This is a genomic window from Parabacteroides sp. An277, assembly GCF_002159645.1.
Taxonomy (GTDB): Bacteria; Bacteroidota; Bacteroidia; order Bacteroidales; family Tannerellaceae; genus Parabacteroides.
Genome location: NZ_NFJB01000004.1, coordinates 1 through 17731 on the forward strand (window position 1 = coordinate 1; position 17731 = coordinate 17731).

Below are 17731 nucleotides of genomic sequence, written 5' to 3' on the forward strand. Positions count from 1 at the left end.
TACTTTTAGGTCGTTTATGCAATTTCTTTCAAAGAACTTCTTCGCTTTCGCTTTTTTCGAAACGTGGCGCAAAGGTAATGACTTTTTCTTATTACTTCCAAATTTCTTCGGAAGTTTTTGCTTTCATTATCTTTTATTGCCGCATCTCTCTCGATTGCGGGTGCAAAGGTAGACACTTTTATATTACCTGCCAAATATTTTGCCAACTTTTTTGTGAGAAATTTTAATTATGCCTCATTCCAAGATAGTTACAAATCCCACTTTTTATAACTATATCCCCTCCCGTTTATAACTGGATTCGATTCCGTTTATAATTGGATTCCTTTTCGATGTTCGTTTATTTTAATCTCAAACCTATCGGCTTTCTCACCAAATGAACAAATGATTTATTTATGGATATGCTGACCTAAAAAAAATGAAGTAACAGAAGAGTATTTTTAGCCATCCACTTTTATAAAAAGAAAAAGGTTGTCATCCCGACAACCAATCTCCATTGTTAACCTTAAATCTAATACCATGAAAAACACAGTACAAAAGTATAGTTTTATGTTGTATAACACAAGTATTTCATATCCAAAAACACATTCATATAACATGAATTAACCAATAAAACACAGACAACCACTTGCTTAAACAGTCCTTTATAGTCAAGAAATAGAATTTTACTATTTCATATTCCTTTCCTTATCCATCCGGACATCAGCTCCCCACATTAATTTTTCGCGCAATGTTTGATAAAAGGTGTGTTTATGCCGCTTAATGACTTTCGTTGTATAATCCGCTTTACTGATTTCCAACCGGATACCTGCCGGAAACACTTCGGAACGTCCATCTAATGAAATCAAAAAAGTACGATTCCGGCTTTCCACTCCTAACGTGATTCGATAATCATCTGGAATAACCAAGGGACGAACATTCAACGAATGGGGAGCTACCGGACTTAATACCAAGCTATTATCCTGCGGAAGAATGATAGGACCGTTCACACTCATGGAATAAGCCGTCGAACCGGTAGGCGTAGCTACAATTAATCCATCTGCTTGATAAGAAGTAAGATATTCACCATTCAACTCAGTATGAATCGTAATCATCGACGAAGTATCGCGTTTGAGAATAGCCACTTCGTTTAATGCATAATTATAACCTTGGTAAACATGATTCTCGGTAGCCAATCGAAGTAACGTCCGTTCTTCTACCTTATAATAATGCTTGAATAATTCATCCAGTGTATCCTCAATATCTGTACTTCCTACATCGGCCAAAAAACCCAAACGCCCCGTATTAATTCCTAAGATGGGTATATTTTGTTTATTAACCCTTGCCGCAGTCCGTAAAAAAGTTCCATCCCCTCCCATGCTAATAGCAATATCCAAATCAAAGAAATCCCCCGAAAGAATACCCTTTATCGCTGGTTTATAATGAAAAGCATCCCATAAAAAATGAGCGAACGAAGCATCGACATACACATCTACTCCTTGATCGTCCAGTTTATTGAAGACACGCTTGATGATGCTTTGCTTCTCTATTTGATATTCGCTTCCAAAAATTCCAATCTTCATATATTTAAATAATGTATTAATTCATTCATTCGTTGCTGAAAGATATCATCCACAACTCCATTCTTCATAAAATGCCAAAGCACGACATAATTAAAACGGACAAACGTCCGAATAATGGCCGAGGCATCTTCCTGGTCAATTTTCAACGTCACAAGTAAACGTCCTGTCGTAGATTCTATTTGGGTAAACAAACCTGTGATATGCGCATGGTTCGATTCGACTAAATGCGCAATGTCGACCACCGAATAATCAACCGGTAATATCTCCAAAATAATAATACTACCTGCTACATCCGCTTGGCAAAAATCAGACATAGCACCAACCAATCCCTCTTGCGTCACACTACCTATATAATCATTATCTTCCGAAACGACAGGCAACACAGTTAACCGATTGCGAGCCATCAACGACAAAGCTTCCAACAAATGCGCTTCCGGACGTATCAAATCCGAACCTATAAAGTTCAAATCCGACAATGGACGCGCCAAATCCAAGCAACTCAACAATTCCCTTTCCGAAACAATGCCTCGGTAACTGGTATTATCCTCCAAAAGAGGCAAGTGCTTCACCTTATTATCGTCCATTAATGCTAACGCATACTCTCCTGTATCAAAACTTTTTAACACAGGGATTTCTTTTGTTATGAAATCTTTTACCAACATTTGCCTATTAATTTCCTGAATACTGCTAATTTTGCAACCGACTTGAGTACAAAAGTAATCAAAGAAATAAGATTTGACTATATACAATGACAAATTTAAGTGTAAACATTAACAAAGTAGCCACACTCCGCAATGCCCGTGGAGGCAATATGCCGGATGTGTTGAAAGTAGCCCAAGATGCAGAAACATTTGGTGCACAAGGTATCACAGTTCATCCTCGCCCGGATGAACGTCATATCCGCTACAGCGATGTATACGGACTAAAACCGTTAATAAAAACCGAATTCAACATTGAAGGTTATCCCTCCGATAAATTCATAGATTTGGTATTAAAGGTAAAACCGACGCAAGTAACGCTCGTACCGGATGCACCAGATGCCATTACTTCCAATGCGGGTTGGGATGTAAAAAAACATTTCAACTTCCTATCTGAATTGATTGAACAATTCACAAATGCAGGCATTCGCACCTCCATCTTTGTGGGAACTGAACTCGATAATATCGACTATGCCGCAAAAACAGGTACCGACCGTATTGAACTTTATACCGAACCATATGCTTCGCAATACCCTATCCAAAAAGAAGCAGCTATTGCTCCCTTCATTCAAGCGGCACAACATGCTAAAAACTTAGGATTAGGCGTTAATGCCGGTCATGACCTAAATTTGGAGAATCTCGCTTATTTCAAGCAAAACATCCCTTTGCTGGATGAAGTATCTATAGGACATGCCCTTATTTGCGATGCTTTATACTTAGGATTAAAAGAGACTATTAAACAATACAAACAGTGTTTACAATGAACTTACTACTTTTTTTACAGTCCGTAGCTGCCCAAGCTACCGACCAAATGCCTGATTTAACAGAAGTAACTGCTACGACTATTCCTGCTGAAGCGGAAATGAACATCATCGATCTAGCCGTCAAAGGCGGATGGATTATGATTGTCCTTCTGATATTGTCATTGATTGCCATTTACATCTTCGTACAACGTTTTATGGTCATTAAACGGGCGGGAAAAGAAGATGAAACCTTTATGAACCGCATTAAGGACTATATCCACGAAGGAAAAGTAGAATCTGCGTTAAATCTTTGTCGTACAACCAATACACCTTATGCCCGCATGATAGAAAAGGGTATTACGCGTTTAGGACGTCCAATGAGCGATGTTTTGGTAGCCATCGAAAATGTAGGTAATATCGAAGTGGCCAAATTGGAAAAAGGGTTCCCGTTGATTGCCACTACTGCGGCAGGAGCTCCGATGCTTGGTTTCTTAGGTACGGTTACAGGTATGGTACGCGCTTTCTTCGATATGGCTAATGCAGGGACAAATGTAGACGTGTCGCTCCTTTCGGGCGGTATTTACGAGGCATTGGTTACGACAGTCGGCGGATTAGTAGTCGGCATCATCGCTCTCTTCGCTTACAATTATTTGGTATCGCAAGTAGATAATGTCGTCAATAAGATGGAAATGCGTACCATGGAGTTTATGGATTTATTAAACGAACCGGCAAACTAACATATTATGGCATTAAAAAGAAGAACGAAAGTATCTGAAAACTTCAGTATGGCTTCGATGACCGACGTCATCTTCCTACTGCTCATCTTCTTTATGGTGACTTCCACTGTCGTAATCCCCAATGCCATCAAAGTAACCTTGCCGCAAGCACAAAAGCAAACGGCGGCAAAGCCGCTCACACGTGTCACAATTGATTCTCAATTGAATTACTATGTCGCATTTGGCAAACAGAAGGAAGTACAGGTCTCTTTCCAAGAAATAGCACCCTTCTTGCAGGATTGCTATGCTAAAGAACCGGAGATGTATGTCGCTTTGTATGCCGACGAAACCGTTCCATACAAGGAGATTGTAAAAATCCTCAATATCGCTAACGAAAACAAATTTAAAATGGTGCTGGCTACCCGGCCTCAATAACGCATGAAATGGAATAAAGACGATACATACGGACTCATTGGCACGCTAGCCTTCCATGCTGCCCTTTTCCTTGTCCTCTGGTTTACCGTCATCCGTGCGGCTATCCCAGAAGAAGATGGTGGCGTATTGGTCAATTTTGGCAATATTGACTCGGCAGCGGGTACATTTGAACCGCAATATACCGGTCAAGTGCTCCCGGAAGAGACAACTACCCCTCCACCACCCACCCCTGTTCCTCCCGTTGAAACACCTCAGGAGGATTTAATTACACAGGATATGGAAGAGTCTGTCTCCCTCGATGATAAACGGAAAGAGGAAGAACAGAAACGTAAAGCCGAAGAGGAACGTAAGCGCAAAGAGGCCGAAGAGCAGGAACGCATCCGCCAAGAGAAAGAGGCCGAAGCCAAGCGGCTTGCCGAAGAACGACGTAAAAAAGCAGAAGCCATTAGCAATAAAGTAGCCGGTGCATTTGGTATCGGGACAGCCGAAGGGAATAGCCAAGGTAGCGCAACGGAAGGTGAAGGAAATCAGGGAAGTCCATTTGGTAATTCTGACCATGGTGCTGACGATGGCATCGGGGGATATGGTTCTTTCAACCTCAACGGCCGTTCGCTCGGTCCTGGTGGTCTGCCGCGTCCGGCTTATACCATCCAAGAAGAGGGGAAAATTGTCATTAATATTACCGTGAATCCCCAAGGTTGTGTCATCTTTGCAGAGGTCGGACGTGGTACGAATATCGACAACGCTTCGATGCGCCAAAGCGCCTTGGAAGCAGCTCGACGGGCTACGTTCAACAGCATCAGCGGAGCCAACAACCAAAGCGGGACTATCACGTATGTCTACAAACTTAAATAATTAAACAGCAATGGAAAAAGCATTCGTATTTTTAGCTACTGGCTTCGAAGAAATGGAAGCTATCGGGACGGCCGACGTACTCCGCCGCGCCGGCATTCAAGCTGCTACAGTCTCTATCACGGGCAATAAGACGGTCGTGGGCGCACATGGCATACCCGTCTGCGCGGACTATCTGTTCGAGGAAGCTCCGCTGGCCGGAGCCGCTGCCCTCGTCTTGCCAGGCGGACTGCCCGGCGCGCATAACCTCAACGCCCACGAACCGCTCAAGGAGGCTCTCCTCCAGCAATACCGCGATGGCCGCATCGTCGCTGCCATCTGCGCTGCCCCGTTGGTTTTGGGTGGATTAGGTCTCACGAAGGGTCGCCGCGCAACGTGCTACCCTGGCTTCGAAGAGGCTCTGATTGGCGCCACGACCTGCGGCGCGAACGTGGAAACGGACGGGAACGTCATTACCGGCAAAGGTCCCGGTCTCGTATTCGATTTCGGCCTCGCGCTCGTCCGGGCCATCAAGGGTAATGCCGTAGCCGAAGAGGTGGCTGCCGGGATGCTCCTCGCTTAACAAGCCAATGCGCATACCGCATACAGAGGCGTACGGGATTTGCCCCGTGCGCCTTTCTTTATGCCTTCACAATACAGTTAATGGCATCAATCCAGTAGTGGATAATGACTCCATCCAGTAGTAGATAATAATTCAATCCAGTATTGGATTTAGACTCAATCTACTATGGGATAATGACTCCATCCAGTACTGGATTGTATGCTTTTACTGGTCAGGGAAGGGATGAGGTGCAGTACTGCATCGTATGCCTTCCCGAGCCAGTACATATGGCTTTTACGGATAAAAAAAGGGGATAAAGCGTGGGCAGTATTGCGAATCCTTCCTGATTTGTTTACTTTTGCATAATAAAATCGTTTTTATCATGCCACTTAATTTACAAAAGAACCTTCCGGCTATTGAGCTGTTGAAGAAAGAACATATCTTTGTGATGGATGCGCTCCGGGCCTCCACGCAGGACATTCGTCCGCTACATATCGTCGTGTTAAACCTTATGCCCCTGAAGGTCACCACAGAAACAGACCTTGTGCGCCTGCTCAGCAACACACCGCTACAGGTAGAGATGGAACTGATGAAGATAAAGGGGCACACGCCAAAGAACACCCCGATAGAGCACATGCGCGAGTTTTACAAAGACTTCGACGAGATGAAGAACCGATGCTACGACGGAATGATCATCACGGGAGCACCCGTAGAGCAGATGCCCTTCGAAGAGGTGACTTACTGGGAGGAGGTCGCCGAAATATTCGACTGGGCGCGGACGCACGTGACCTCTACCTTATATATATGTTGGGCAGCACAAGCGGGGTTGTACCACTTCTATGGCATCCCTAAATACCCGCTGCCGCAGAAGATGTTCGGTATCTTCCGGCATACCATACGCGAACCGTTCGTGCCTATCTTCCGGGGCTTCGACGATGAATTTTACGTGCCCCACAGCCGGCATACGGAGGTGCGGCGGGAAGACATCCTAAAGGTACCCGAGCTGACCCTCCTGTCCGAAAGCGAAGAATCAGGCGTTTACATGGCAATGGCGCGAGGCGGACGGGAGTTCTTCATCACGGGACACTCCGAGTATTCACCCTACACACTGAACGACGAATACATCCGCGATTTGAACAAAGGACTGCCCATCCAAGTGCCCAAGAACTATTACCGGAACAACGAGCCGTCGCAGGGACCGGTGGTACGCTGGCGTGCCCATGCCAACCTCCTGTTCACGAACTGGCTGAACTATTACGTCTACCAAGCGACGCCCTTCCACCGCGAGGATATTGCCCAGCTGGGCGAATTATATACGGATAATGCCCCCCGGACATGAGACAGCCCTACATCGAACTACTCTCTCCTGCCAAAGACCTCACGTGCGGCATCGAAGCCATTAACCATGGAGCCGATGCAGTCTACATAGGCGCACCAAAGTTCAGCGCACGTGCAGCGGCAGGCAACGCTATCACCGACATTGAGCAGCTCTGCGCCTATGCCCATCGTTACCGTGCCCGTATCTATGTGGCACTAAATACCCTATTGAAAGATAGCGAACTGGACGAGGCGCGACGCATGGCCTGGAGCCTCTACGACGCAGGAGTGGATGCGCTCATCGTGCAAGACATGGCCCTGCTGGAGATGGACATCCCCCCGATACCGCTCCATGCCAGTACACAGATGGACAACCGCACCCTTGAAAAGGTGCAGTTCCTGGAGAAGGTTGGCTTCACACAAGTCGTACTCCCACGTGAGTTCACGCTAGAAGAAATACGACAGATGGCTATGCAAACAAATGTCGCCCTCGAGGTATTCGTACATGGTGCCCTCTGTGTGAGCTATAGCGGACAATGCTACCTGAGCGCCGCCCTCTCCGGGAGAAGTGCGAACCGGGGCGAATGCGCACAATATTGCCGACTTCCCTATACGATGGTCGATGCCGACGGACGTGAAATCGCACAAGGAAAGCACCTGCTCTCCCTTCGCGACCTGAACCAATCTGCCCATCTGGCCGAACTGATCGAAGCAGGCGTCACCTCCTTCAAAATAGAAGGACGACTGAAAGAGGTATCCTATGTAAAGAACATAACTGCCTATTACCGACAACTCTTAGACCGCATTCTGGAAGGAAAAACCATCCGGCGCGCATCAGACGGGACATGCCGCTTCACCTTCACGCCCCAAGCCGAAAAGAGTTTCAACCGAGGCTTTACGACCTTCTTCCTGCAAGGGAGACAACGAGACATTACCGCCTTCGACACACCCAAATCGCAAGGCGAATACGTAGGGCAAGTTAAGGAACTGAAAGGAAACAGTTTCACACTTGCCGGTACATCTACATTAAATAATGGCGATGGACTTTCGTTTTTCAACACACGAGGCGAATTGGAGGGATTCCGCGTGAACCGAGCAGAAGCCAATCGTATCTATCCGCAAGAAATGCCTGCCCTCCGCCCTAAGACGAAGCTCTACCGCAATTTCGACCAAGCCTTCGAAAAGCAACTGGCCAAACCCTCGGCCGAACGAAGGATAGCGGTAGATATCACCTTTTCAGACCATGCTTTCGGTTTCTCATTAACGATGGAGGACGAAAGTGGAGCACGCGTGACGATAGCCCGACCTTTCCAAAAAGAACCGGCTCAAAAGGCGCAAACGGAAAATATACGAACACAGCTCGCGAAATTAGGCAATACTCCGTTCGATTCTCGTTATATTCGAATTGAATTATCGGGAGAATTCTTCGTGCCCTCCTCGCTCTTGGCCGAAATGCGTCGGGAGGCAGTCGAACGCTTGCTTTCGCTTCGGAAAATAAACTACCGACGAGAGGTTCGAAAGAAAGCCGAAAAGGCAGTTTATCCCCTCCAAACACTGACCTATTTAGGCAATGTATTGAACGAAAAAGCCAAGGCATTCTACCAAAAACAGGGCGTAAACCACGTTGAATACGCCTATGAACGGGAGAGAAATGCTGGTGTTCCGCTCATGTTCACCAAACATTGTCTGCGTTATAGCTTCGGATGGTGCCCACGTTTCCAGCGAGGAAAAACGTCATTCCGCGAACCTTATTACCTGGTGTGGAAACAGACGAAACTCCGCCTGGCCTTCGATTGCGCACATTGCCAGATGCTTATTTACAAAGAAGATAAATCATAAAGAGAAAAGAATATGATACAGAAGATTATGATGTGGTGTTTCCTGGTGGGATGGCTCACCTCGTGCACACAAGAATTAGACCCTAACAAGCCCGTCTATGTACGGATTGAGACTTCGATGGGAGATGTAACAGTGATGCTCTACGACGATACGCCCTTGCATCGCGATAATTTCATCAAACTTTGCCGAGAGAATGCCTATGAGGGCATGTTATTCCACCGTGTTATCCAAGAATTTGTTGTACAAGGAGGCGATCCGGCGAGCAAAGCTCACGAACCAGGCGTGCTTTATGGCGATGGAGATGGCGGCTATACGGTTCCAGCCGAAATCCTCCCCAATCATTTCAACAAGCGAGGTGCATTGATTGATGCCAAAGAAAGTGATGAAGTAAATCCCGAACGCCGTTCGGCAGGGACCCAATTTTGCTTTATCCAAGGGAAGAAATGGACAGATGAAGAACTGAACAAAATGGAAGAACGTATCAATAACACGCGCCGCACATGGCTTTATTACCGATTCCAAGCCCGGCTAAAACAAGAGAATCCTGCGCTCTCTCAAGCAGAGATGGCAGATGAACTGCACATGCAAACAACGCTCCTGGTAGAAGATACTCTGTCTACGCTTGACCCTTTACGCATTCCTGAAGCTCATCGAGAAATCTATCGGACACTCGGAGGTTCACCTCACTTAGATGGCTCGGTAACAGTCTTTGGCGAAGTGGTCGAAGGATTAGACGTCGTCGAAAAGATGTCGCTCGTCGAAACAGATAAAAATGACCGGCCAGTGAAGGATATAGTCATTCGTTCTACGCATGTCTTTCAAAAGTAAAAAAGGGAGTTGCGGAATGGCTCCGCAACCTCCCATATTCTGTACGTATGCCGCCGAAGCGAACGACTCACCTCATCCGAATATATAGCAAGTTATTAAAATAGGCAGAAAAAATAAGCATCGGACACCTTGATATCACATCAAAAGAAGACGGCATCCGCTTCAGATTTATTCGTTTACCGGCTGTTTCTTTCCACCCATAAACCGAGCTACGGCCATACACACGGCCAAAATAGCTAATACTATCATAATGATAGTTTTATTGGAGGAAGAATCAAATTCAGTCGTACCTACTAATACCAATGAAATACACGAAAGCATCAATACAGCTTCCGCCAAGTCTTTATTTATGCGCATGATTTTCTATTTTTAATGTTCATGAATTTATTTCTCGATTGCTTCTTCCGTTTCTTCTTCCGACGAACTAAGCGTCTTCATGATGCCATACAAGCCATAACCCAAAGCCACCAATACGACTACCAACTTCAAATAATCGTTTGGAATAATTGAACTACATGCTAATACACATCCTATAAGGATTAAAACAATAGAAAACCACATTTGAGCTTTATTTGATTTCTGTGCCATGATTCTTTTCTTTTTAATTGTAAACGCAATCCATTATAACTATAACGGATCGTCATTATAACTGTAAATATTGATAAAAACGAAATGGAATTTGCGAATAAAAAACGCAAAGTATGGCGGGTCGCCCATCTATCGATGAACGACATCCGCCTATTAAAAGAAAAGAGAGAGGGCTAAATCAAGAGTTTTCGAAGCGCAAAGACATGATAGCCATTGCGACATAAAAGGGTAGAATAATTCACACGATGCTGAATAGCCTCGTTTTCCCACACTTTGGTAATCAACTCGTGTTCTTTGATACGCCAGAATTGGATGTTTTTCCCTATTTGCGAATGAAAACGCGAGGTAAGATGGCACGAAAGAGGGACAAATGCCCGCCTCGGAGTAAGCAAATTACTATGCTTCATTTCATCGGAAATGGCTTTCAAGCATTGCTCCATATCGGCCTTTCCCGTTTCTACCATCACGACATCCTCTTCTTGAGGAATTTCTACATGCAAACGAGCTCCTTCCCGATTCGAACTGAATAGGAAGAAGAACAATACAATGCCGATGACATATAGAAATTGTTTCATGCCGCAAATATAGAGTTTTCTTCGTAAATGAACTACATTTTGACGAAAATAGTTTTAATTTTGCGCGAAAAATAGATATATGATGGAAAAAAAGAGGATGAATAAAGGGTTGGCATGGCTAGAAGCAGCTCGTCCACGTACGTTAACGGCTTCGGTAAGCCCTGTATTAGTTGGATGCGCATTGGCTTACCGAGAGGGGATTTTCCAATGGATACCCGCTTTATTGTGTATATGCGTAGCATTGTTAGCACAAATAGCAAGCAATTTTGCCAACGATTATTTTGATTTTAAAAAAGGAGCAGATGGCGAAGACCGCGTAGGACCTGAACGGGCCGTAGCACAAGGTTGGATATCGCCCCAAGCTATGCTCCAAGGAACATGGATTACACTGGGCGTGGCCTGCCTTGCGGGATGTGGTTTACTGGCTTATGGGGGATGGAAGTTGATATTCGTAGGCATAGCGATTGCCTTGTGCGTACTGGCTTATTCAGCAGGTCCTTTTCCGCTGGCCTATCATGGGTTGGGAGATGTGTGCGTACTTCTCTTTTATGGCATTGTTCCGGTGTGTTTCACCTATTACGTGCAAGCGTTGACATTTAGCAGTTTAGCATTGATTCTTTCATTATCCATAGGATTACTCTCCGTTAATATTCTGATTGTAAACAATTACCGAGACTACCGACAAGACAAAGCCTCCGGTAAACGGACAACGATTGTCCTTTTCGGAAGAAAATTTGGACGAGTCATTTACCTCATAAATGGATTGCTAGCCCTCGCACTAGTCTTTCCTCTCATTATTCAATTAGATGTTACTTTTCAGGTATTTTATGGTATCTTCTTCGTCCTTTTCATTGCTACTTGGCAAGAAATGAGAAGAAAGGAAGGACAAGCACTCAACCGGACATTAGGACATACCGCCCGCAATGTTTTCCTTTTCGCTCTTTTACTTTGTATGACACTCCTCTTATACTAACAAAAAAGGCCATCCTACATACGTGTAGGACAGCCTTCGCATGAATGCGTTAACATTAATATTAGTATAATAAAAAGCCCCACCAAAGGGATCATAAATTTAACCGTTCACATAGGCAAAGGTACACAATTCATCTTAATCCGATATATTAAAAAGTGATTTTCGAATTAAATGGCATTGTTTATGAACAAAACCCTGCCTTTCGTACAACCAAATCTTTTCAAGCTCAACTAATCTTTGGCTTGATGAACGGTCAGTTGCGGGAATGGGAATCCAATACCTTCTGCATTGAATCGTTCGTATACTGTACGATTCATTTCATAAAATACATCCCAATAATCCGCACTCTTAACCCATACACGCACTACATAGTTCACACTACTATCGGCCAATTGGCTCATAGCCACAAAGGGAGGTGCTGGTTCACGAAGGATTCGCGTTTCATGAGCGATAATATCATCGAGTACCTCTTTCACATGTACATACGATGTACCATATTCTACACCAAATGTCCAATCGACTCTTCGGACATCTCGATAGCTATAATTTACCACGACCCCGCTGCTCAACGAACCATTTGGAACGTAGATTATCTTATTATCTGTTGTAGAAAGCACAGTATGAAAAATCTGTATCTCTTGCACTGTACCAGAGACATCCAATGCTTCAATAAAATCCCCCACTTTATAGGGCTTGAATACAAGGATAATCAATCCCCCCGCAAAATTCGACAAATTACCACTCAAAGCCATACCAACGGCTACACCGGCCGAAGCAAGCAAGGCTGCAAACGAACTGGTTTGTACACCCAATACTCCTACGACTGACACAATCAGTAGAATCATCAACGAAACGTGTACCAAACTTCCAATAAAACTCTTGACCGATGGATCAATGTTTCTCCGCACGAGAATTCGACTCACGAGTTTATTTATTACTCCTATCAACAAACGGCCAATGATAAATACCGCTGCTGCTTTGATAAGTGTCCACCCTAATGCTTCTCCATGGCGAAGAAGCGAATCAATCATCCTGTCCAACTTCTCGCCAGACGTAATTGCATTTAATAAAAGCATATTCATTCTATTTAAGTTTTAATTATTTCCCATCGACGTGATAAATCCGTAGATTTGCAACGTCTATTTTAAACAACAATATTTTATGGCAAAAAGATTTGTATATGTCGCATTATTTCTTTCAATGGTTAGCTTACCTGCCTGCCTATCTGCCCAAACATACGAAGAATGGATAGAGAAAAGTTGTGACTTTACGGAAAAGAACGACTGGGTATCAGCGGAAGCAGCTCTCAAAGAGGCGATGCATCTCGAACCAGGGAACCCAGCTAACTTCGCCCTATTGTGCAACCTTGGTACCGTACAACGACGACAAGGCAAAAAGCAAGAAGCACTTACATCCTATACCGCAGCCCTTAGCCTTCATCCTAAAAGTACAACTATCCTGGAAAACCGAGCCTCTCTCTACACAGAATTAGGCGAAACGGATCAAGCTATTACAGATTACAATACCCTACTTGCACTCGAACCGCAACACCAAGAAGCTCTCTTCTGCCGAGGTCTGCTCTATCTCTCACAGAAGAAATTTGCCTCAGCCGAAGGAGATTTCGATCAAATCCTACAAATTAACGAAAAATCCGTACGTGCACGCATCGGCTATGCTATTTTGGAAAAGACTCGTGGCAATTACAATGAAAGTGAACGTATTTATACTTTCCTCATCGAACGGATGCCTCGTGAATGGGAACTCTACGAAGGTCGAGCGGATTTGTATTTTCTAATGGGAAAGAACGCACGAGCTATGGCCGATATCAACAAAGTATTCGTCGAAGGTACGCCCTCGGCCAGCTTATATGTTCTACGCGCAAAGGTCAAAATTGCACAATATGAAAAAGAATCTGCGCTCGAAGATTTAAAACAAGCCCGCACTCTGGGTTATGATGCTCAGGTCATTGACGAATTGGAGAAGGTGTGCAAATAATCATCCACACCTCACTCCTTGTACTTCACACAAAAAAAGTGAACCCGACTATACGAGTTCACTCATCGTAATCATGAAAAACACGGCATTATTCCGTTTTTCTTATCAAGCTTCTGCTGTAATCTCTTTTACCGATACGTACGAACGATCTTTACGTCCTTTGTGGAAAGTGACAACACCGTCAATCAAAGCATAAAGTGTATGATCCTTACCCATACCTACGTTCATACCCGGATGATGAGCTGTACCACGTTGGCGAACAATAATATTACCAGCCTTTGCAACTTCACCACCAAACAATTTTACGCCCAAACGTTTGCTTTCTGATTCGCGACCGTTCTTCGAACTACCAACACCTTTTTTATGTGCCATTTTTCTATTCTCCTTTAACTAATGTTTATGCAACTACTTCTTTAATCAAAACCTCCGTAAACTGCTGGCGATGACCATTCAGCTTGCGGTAACCTTTTCTTCTTTTCTTGTGGAATACCAACACCTTATCTCCTTTTACGAGCGGAGATACGACTTCGCATACCACCTTTGCACCTTCCACTATAGGAGCGCCTACGGTCACTTCTTCGCCTTTGTCTACCAACAATACGCGATCGAATTCAACTACCGCACCGTTTTCAGCATTCTGGATGTGGTGCACAAACAACTTCTTTCCTTCTTCGGCCTTAAACTGCTGGCCATTAATTTCTACTACTACGTACATCTGTCTTTTTATTCATTTTAAACAGGTTAGGTCCGGAGGGTGAATGCCTTCGCGCATTACTTGTCTACCCTTTGCGGAAAAATCGGGGCAAAGATAGGCATATTTCGGGAAATTTACAACTATATTTCTCCTTTTTTATGCCTATATTTTTCTTCGATTATGCCTATAATTATTTACGAAAGCCTTTTGATTTCCACTTCAATATCTTGCAAGAGCATCATCCGCTCGAGCGAGAAAGCCGTATCGTGTATCTGCAAATAATACAACAACTCTTGTGCTTTATTCAACAAAGGCAACGGGACGGACGAGAGATAACTTTCTTCTATCAAAAGTTTAGCCGCCAACTCCATCCGTTCGAGGCCACATCCATCCTCACCATTCAATGCCAATTCAATCTCATCCGGTTCATGATTCAACAAAAAGGCCGTATCCGTCTTAAGCGAACGAAAAGATTGGCCGATAATCTCCGGATTCTTATCCGGGCCATTCCCTGCATTCCGATTGAACACCAACTGGGCAATTGCCTTGCCAAGCTCTTCAATCTGAACCATTATAAAGTCTCGTTTTAACACGTCGTATAGATTAATATGTATGATTATTCCAATATTTTCACATGGAGGATTTGGATATCCTGCTTCGGACGGTCGTATTTATCCGTCGGTTGGCGGGAGATTTTTTCCAATACATCAAATCCCTCCGTCAATTCGCCATAAACGACATATTGCCCATCCAAATGATGGGCGCCGCCCACGGTCGTATACGCCTCGCGCTGCGCTGGCGTGAATATCAAATGTCCCGGAGTAGCTCTTACGACCGAATCGATTTGTGCCGTAATACGGGCAGCCCGCTTGTTAAATTCGCGAGGATTATTCGTTCTCAACTCCGTAAGTTCTGCCTTTACAGGGTAATAATAGGCATCCAACGCCTTTTTTCGTGCCTTTTGGTTGGCTATGAGTTCGAGTGTATCCAATTCGCCGCTTCGATATACCCGCCCTTGCACAATAAAGAATTGAGACATATCCGATTTACGTTTCGGATTGATATCGTCGTTTTGCCGAGGTGCGGCCAGGGCGCCTCGTTTATGAAAGTGTTGGGGCGTCGCTTCGGGGAGTATCTCCGCACTCCGATCTCCGAATCCAACTCGCTGACCGGGAGCCGCTCCTCGCGAATCAGGTGCTCCACCCTGAATCATAAAATCGCGGATGACGCGCGTAAAAAGCGTCCCATCATACGCACCAGCCTTTGCCCTTTCAACGAACGTTTGCACATGATGCGGTACATCCTCGTAGAGTTTCGCCCGCATCACCCCTACATTGGTCGTAATCTCCACCTCCTGTCCTGACACATAAAGAGGCATCCCGATGGCCAATAATCCCAAAAACAAGCTATTGATTCGCTTTTTCATCTTATACCTATTATTATTAATATAAAGTTCCCCTATCATTCGTTTGCGGAACAAAAATATATATTTAACTTTGCACCTCGATTGACCATTAATAAGAAATTAGTCATTTTACATATTATTTATGGATTGGTTAAATGAATTGATATGGGGGAAAGGCATTGGGCACTCCATATTATTAATGTCGTTTGTGATAGCGGCGGGTATCCAGTTAGGGAAGGTGAAAATCTTCGGGGTATCGCTGGGTGTCACATTTGTGTTGTTCGTAGGAATCATCATGGGCCACTTTGGCATCACCATCGATCCGAGCGTCATCCACTTCTTCCAAGAATTTGGATTGATTTTGTTCGTCTATTCGGTCGGTATGCAAGTAGGTCCGGGATTCTTTTCATCCTTCAAGCAAGGAGGCGTAACGCTGAATATGTTGGCTTGTGGGATTATTCTGTTGGGCGTCGTTACGACGGTAATTATTCATTTTGTAACGGGAATCCCGATGTCTACCATGGTAGGTATCCTTTCAGGTGCAGTGACCAATACACCGGGTTTGGGTGCAGCGCAACAAGCTTATTCGGACATGTACGGGGTAGCCGACCATACGATTGCGACGGGCTACGCTGTTGCTTATCCGTTGGGTGTGGTAGGTATCATCCTCTCGACCATCATTATCCGATATGCCTTCAAAGTCTCTTTCCAGAAAGAGAATGAGCAATTGGAAAAAGAAGAAGCTGCCCATACACACGGCGCGATTCCTATCTCGCTTATCGTCAAGAATCCAGCCGTATTTGGGAAAAGCGTAGGCGAGCTCTCGACCCTGCTCGAACATCGCGAATTCGTTATTTCGCGTATTTGGCGGGACAGCGACAAGAAAATTGACATCGTCTCTTCCTCGACTGTCTTGCACGAGAATGACAAGATTTTCGTCATCACAACCGAAACGGATGCTGAAACGTTGAAGACCTTCATTGGAGAAGAAATCAACATGGAACGCAAACAATGGATCCGTATGGAGAGCCAATTCATCAATCGACGTATCCTGATTACCAAACCGGAATTGAACGGCAAGCGATTAGGGGATTTGCAACTTCGCAAGCTTTATGGCATCAACATTACGCGCGTCAACCGTGCGGGTATGGACCTCGTGGCTCGTCCGAACCTCACCTTGCAAGTGGGCGACCGCGTGAACGTTATCGGTACGGAAGCTTCGGTGGCTAATGTCGAAAAGGTATTGGGCAACTCGATGAAACGACTCAACGAGCCGAACCTTATCGCCATCTTCGTGGGCATTGGTTTAGGTATCATCCTCGGAAGCCTTCCTATTTGGATTCCAGGCATCCCGCAACCGCTGAAGTTGGGTTTGGCCGGCGGACCGCTCGTCGTATCCATCCTCATCAGCCGTTTCGGATATCATTACAAGCTCATCACCTATACGACGCAGAGCGCCAACTTCATGTTGCGCGAAATCGGTATCACCATGTTCCTCGCCTGCGTAGGTTTGGGTGCGGGCAACGGATTCGTCGAGACGATTGTAAACGGTGGTTATGCGTGGATTGGCTATGGCTTTATCATCACCCTCTTGCCGCTGCTTATCATCGGGTTCATTGCGCGTAAATTCTGCAAGATAAACTATTTCACCCTCATGGGTATGATTGCCGGAAGTACGACCGACCCCCCTGCTTTGGCTTACTCAAATGCTACGGCGGGAAACGATGCGCCGTCTGTCGGCTACGCTACGGTCTATCCGCTTTCCATGTTCCTGCGCGTCGTCACAGCCCAGTTGCTGATACTCTTCTTCGCGTAGGGGTGGGCATAAATTAAATGATGTCGAAATAGGAAATGGCACACCAAACACAGATTTAACAGATAACCACAGATTGATTTAGTTATAAATCAACAAAAAGAATCTGCAGTCGTCTGTTAAATCTGTGTTCGGTGTGCCATATTTTCATTCCGGCACC

21 protein-coding genes are annotated in these 17731 nt (G+C 44.9%); 11 read left to right on the forward strand and 10 right to left on the reverse strand.

Going from position 1 to position 17731, the window contains the following annotated elements; translation table 11 throughout:
* Positions 1 to 665: 665 nt before the first annotated feature.
* Both B5F77_RS02310 and B5F77_RS02315 read right to left on the reverse strand, forming a co-directional pair.
* Positions 666 to 1559, reverse strand: a complete 894-nt coding sequence (locus B5F77_RS02310; protein WP_087327076.1) for an NAD kinase — start codon at positions 1557 to 1559, stop codon at positions 666 to 668.
* Positions 1556 to 2221 (reverse strand): CBS domain-containing protein, encoded by a 666-nt coding sequence (locus B5F77_RS02315; RefSeq protein WP_087327364.1) that lies wholly within the window; start codon positions 2219 to 2221, stop codon positions 1556 to 1558. The genes B5F77_RS02310 and B5F77_RS02315 overlap by 4 nt, the downstream gene beginning before the upstream one ends.
* A gap of 86 nt (positions 2222 to 2307) precedes the next feature.
* Between B5F77_RS02315 and B5F77_RS02320 the strand changes: the two genes are divergently transcribed.
* From B5F77_RS02320 to B5F77_RS02355, 8 genes are all read left to right on the forward strand, one after another.
* On the forward strand, positions 2308 to 3021 hold the full coding sequence (locus B5F77_RS02320) for a pyridoxine 5'-phosphate synthase (protein ID WP_087327080.1): 714 nt from the start codon (positions 2308 to 2310) through the stop codon (positions 3019 to 3021).
* Positions 3018 to 3737 (forward strand): MotA/TolQ/ExbB proton channel family protein, encoded by a 720-nt coding sequence (locus B5F77_RS02325; RefSeq protein ID WP_087327084.1) that lies wholly within the window; start codon positions 3018 to 3020, stop codon positions 3735 to 3737. The genes B5F77_RS02320 and B5F77_RS02325 overlap by 4 nt, the downstream gene beginning before the upstream one ends.
* Before the next feature lie 6 nt (positions 3738 to 3743).
* On the forward strand, positions 3744 to 4151 hold the full coding sequence (locus tag B5F77_RS02330; RefSeq protein ID WP_087327087.1) for a biopolymer transporter ExbD: 408 nt from the start codon (positions 3744 to 3746) through the stop codon (positions 4149 to 4151).
* Between the two features lie 3 nt (positions 4152 to 4154).
* Complete coding sequence (locus tag B5F77_RS02335; RefSeq protein ID WP_087327090.1) at positions 4155 to 5006, forward strand: energy transducer TonB; 852 nt, start codon at positions 4155 to 4157, stop codon at positions 5004 to 5006.
* Between the two features lie 10 nt (positions 5007 to 5016).
* On the forward strand, positions 5017 to 5565 hold the full coding sequence (locus B5F77_RS02340; protein WP_087327093.1) for a DJ-1 family glyoxalase III: 549 nt from the start codon (positions 5017 to 5019) through the stop codon (positions 5563 to 5565).
* A gap of 361 nt (positions 5566 to 5926) precedes the next feature.
* Entirely contained in the window at positions 5927 to 6883 is a 957-nt protein-coding gene (metA, locus tag B5F77_RS02345; RefSeq protein ID WP_087327095.1) for a homoserine O-succinyltransferase, read from the forward strand.
* On the forward strand, positions 6880 to 8700 hold the full coding sequence (locus tag B5F77_RS02350) for a U32 family peptidase (protein WP_087327099.1): 1821 nt from the start codon (positions 6880 to 6882) through the stop codon (positions 8698 to 8700). The genes metA and B5F77_RS02350 overlap by 4 nt, the downstream gene beginning before the upstream one ends.
* 12 nt (positions 8701 to 8712) lie before the next feature.
* The gene (locus tag B5F77_RS02355; protein ID WP_087327100.1) at positions 8713 to 9528 is read left to right on the forward strand and encodes a peptidylprolyl isomerase; all 816 of its coding nucleotides are present in this window, start codon (positions 8713 to 8715) and stop codon (positions 9526 to 9528) included.
* A 168-nt stretch (positions 9529 to 9696) separates the two neighbouring features.
* Here the strand turns inward: B5F77_RS02355 and B5F77_RS02360 are convergent, their stop codons facing one another.
* The 3 genes from B5F77_RS02360 to B5F77_RS02370 form a co-directional block, all read right to left on the reverse strand.
* Entirely contained in the window at positions 9697 to 9885 is a 189-nt protein-coding gene (locus tag B5F77_RS02360) for a hypothetical protein (protein WP_087327103.1), read from the reverse strand.
* Positions 9886 to 9912: 27 nt separating this feature from the next.
* On the reverse strand, positions 9913 to 10116 hold the full coding sequence (locus B5F77_RS02365) for a hypothetical protein (protein ID WP_087327105.1): 204 nt from the start codon (positions 10114 to 10116) through the stop codon (positions 9913 to 9915).
* 173 nt (positions 10117 to 10289) lie between these two features.
* Positions 10290 to 10691, reverse strand: a complete 402-nt coding sequence (locus B5F77_RS02370; RefSeq protein ID WP_087327108.1) for a hypothetical protein — start codon at positions 10689 to 10691, stop codon at positions 10290 to 10292.
* Positions 10692 to 10773: 82 nt separating this feature from the next.
* Between B5F77_RS02370 and B5F77_RS02375 the strand changes: the two genes are divergently transcribed.
* Entirely contained in the window at positions 10774 to 11664 is an 891-nt protein-coding gene (locus B5F77_RS02375) for a 1,4-dihydroxy-2-naphthoate polyprenyltransferase (protein ID WP_087327367.1), read from the forward strand.
* A 230-nt stretch (positions 11665 to 11894) separates the two neighbouring features.
* Here B5F77_RS02375 and B5F77_RS02380 read toward each other — a convergent pair whose 3' ends face one another.
* Positions 11895 to 12695 (reverse strand): mechanosensitive ion channel domain-containing protein, encoded by an 801-nt coding sequence (locus B5F77_RS02380; RefSeq protein WP_239445714.1) that lies wholly within the window; start codon positions 12693 to 12695, stop codon positions 11895 to 11897.
* Positions 12696 to 12864: 169 nt separating this feature from the next.
* Between B5F77_RS02380 and B5F77_RS02385 the strand changes: the two genes are divergently transcribed.
* Positions 12865 to 13659 carry a tetratricopeptide repeat protein gene (locus tag B5F77_RS02385; RefSeq protein WP_087327111.1) on the forward strand — a complete coding sequence of 265 codons (795 nt, stop codon included), beginning with the start codon at positions 12865 to 12867 and terminating at the stop codon, positions 13657 to 13659.
* A gap of 105 nt (positions 13660 to 13764) precedes the next feature.
* On the opposite strand, the gene rpmA is transcribed toward B5F77_RS02385, so the two are convergent.
* From rpmA to B5F77_RS02405, 4 genes are all read right to left on the reverse strand, one after another.
* Entirely contained in the window at positions 13765 to 14031 is a 267-nt protein-coding gene (rpmA, locus tag B5F77_RS02390; RefSeq protein WP_087327113.1) for a 50S ribosomal protein L27, read from the reverse strand.
* A 25-nt stretch (positions 14032 to 14056) separates the two neighbouring features.
* Entirely contained in the window at positions 14057 to 14374 is a 318-nt protein-coding gene (gene rplU, locus B5F77_RS02395) for a 50S ribosomal protein L21 (RefSeq protein WP_087327116.1), read from the reverse strand.
* 173 nt (positions 14375 to 14547) lie between these two features.
* Positions 14548 to 14925, reverse strand: coding sequence for a hypothetical protein (locus tag B5F77_RS02400; RefSeq protein ID WP_239445711.1), 378 nt, complete (start codon positions 14923 to 14925; stop codon positions 14548 to 14550).
* 44 nt (positions 14926 to 14969) lie between these two features.
* Positions 14970 to 15779, reverse strand: a complete 810-nt coding sequence (locus B5F77_RS02405) for a peptidylprolyl isomerase (protein WP_087327123.1) — start codon at positions 15777 to 15779, stop codon at positions 14970 to 14972.
* Positions 15780 to 15900: 121 nt separating this feature from the next.
* Here B5F77_RS02405 and B5F77_RS02410 point away from each other — a divergent pair, with 121 nt between their 5' ends.
* A complete protein-coding gene (locus B5F77_RS02410) occupies positions 15901 to 17574 on the forward strand; it encodes a putative transporter (protein ID WP_087327126.1) in 1674 nt (557 codons plus the stop codon).
* Positions 17575 to 17731: the final 157 nt, after the last annotated feature.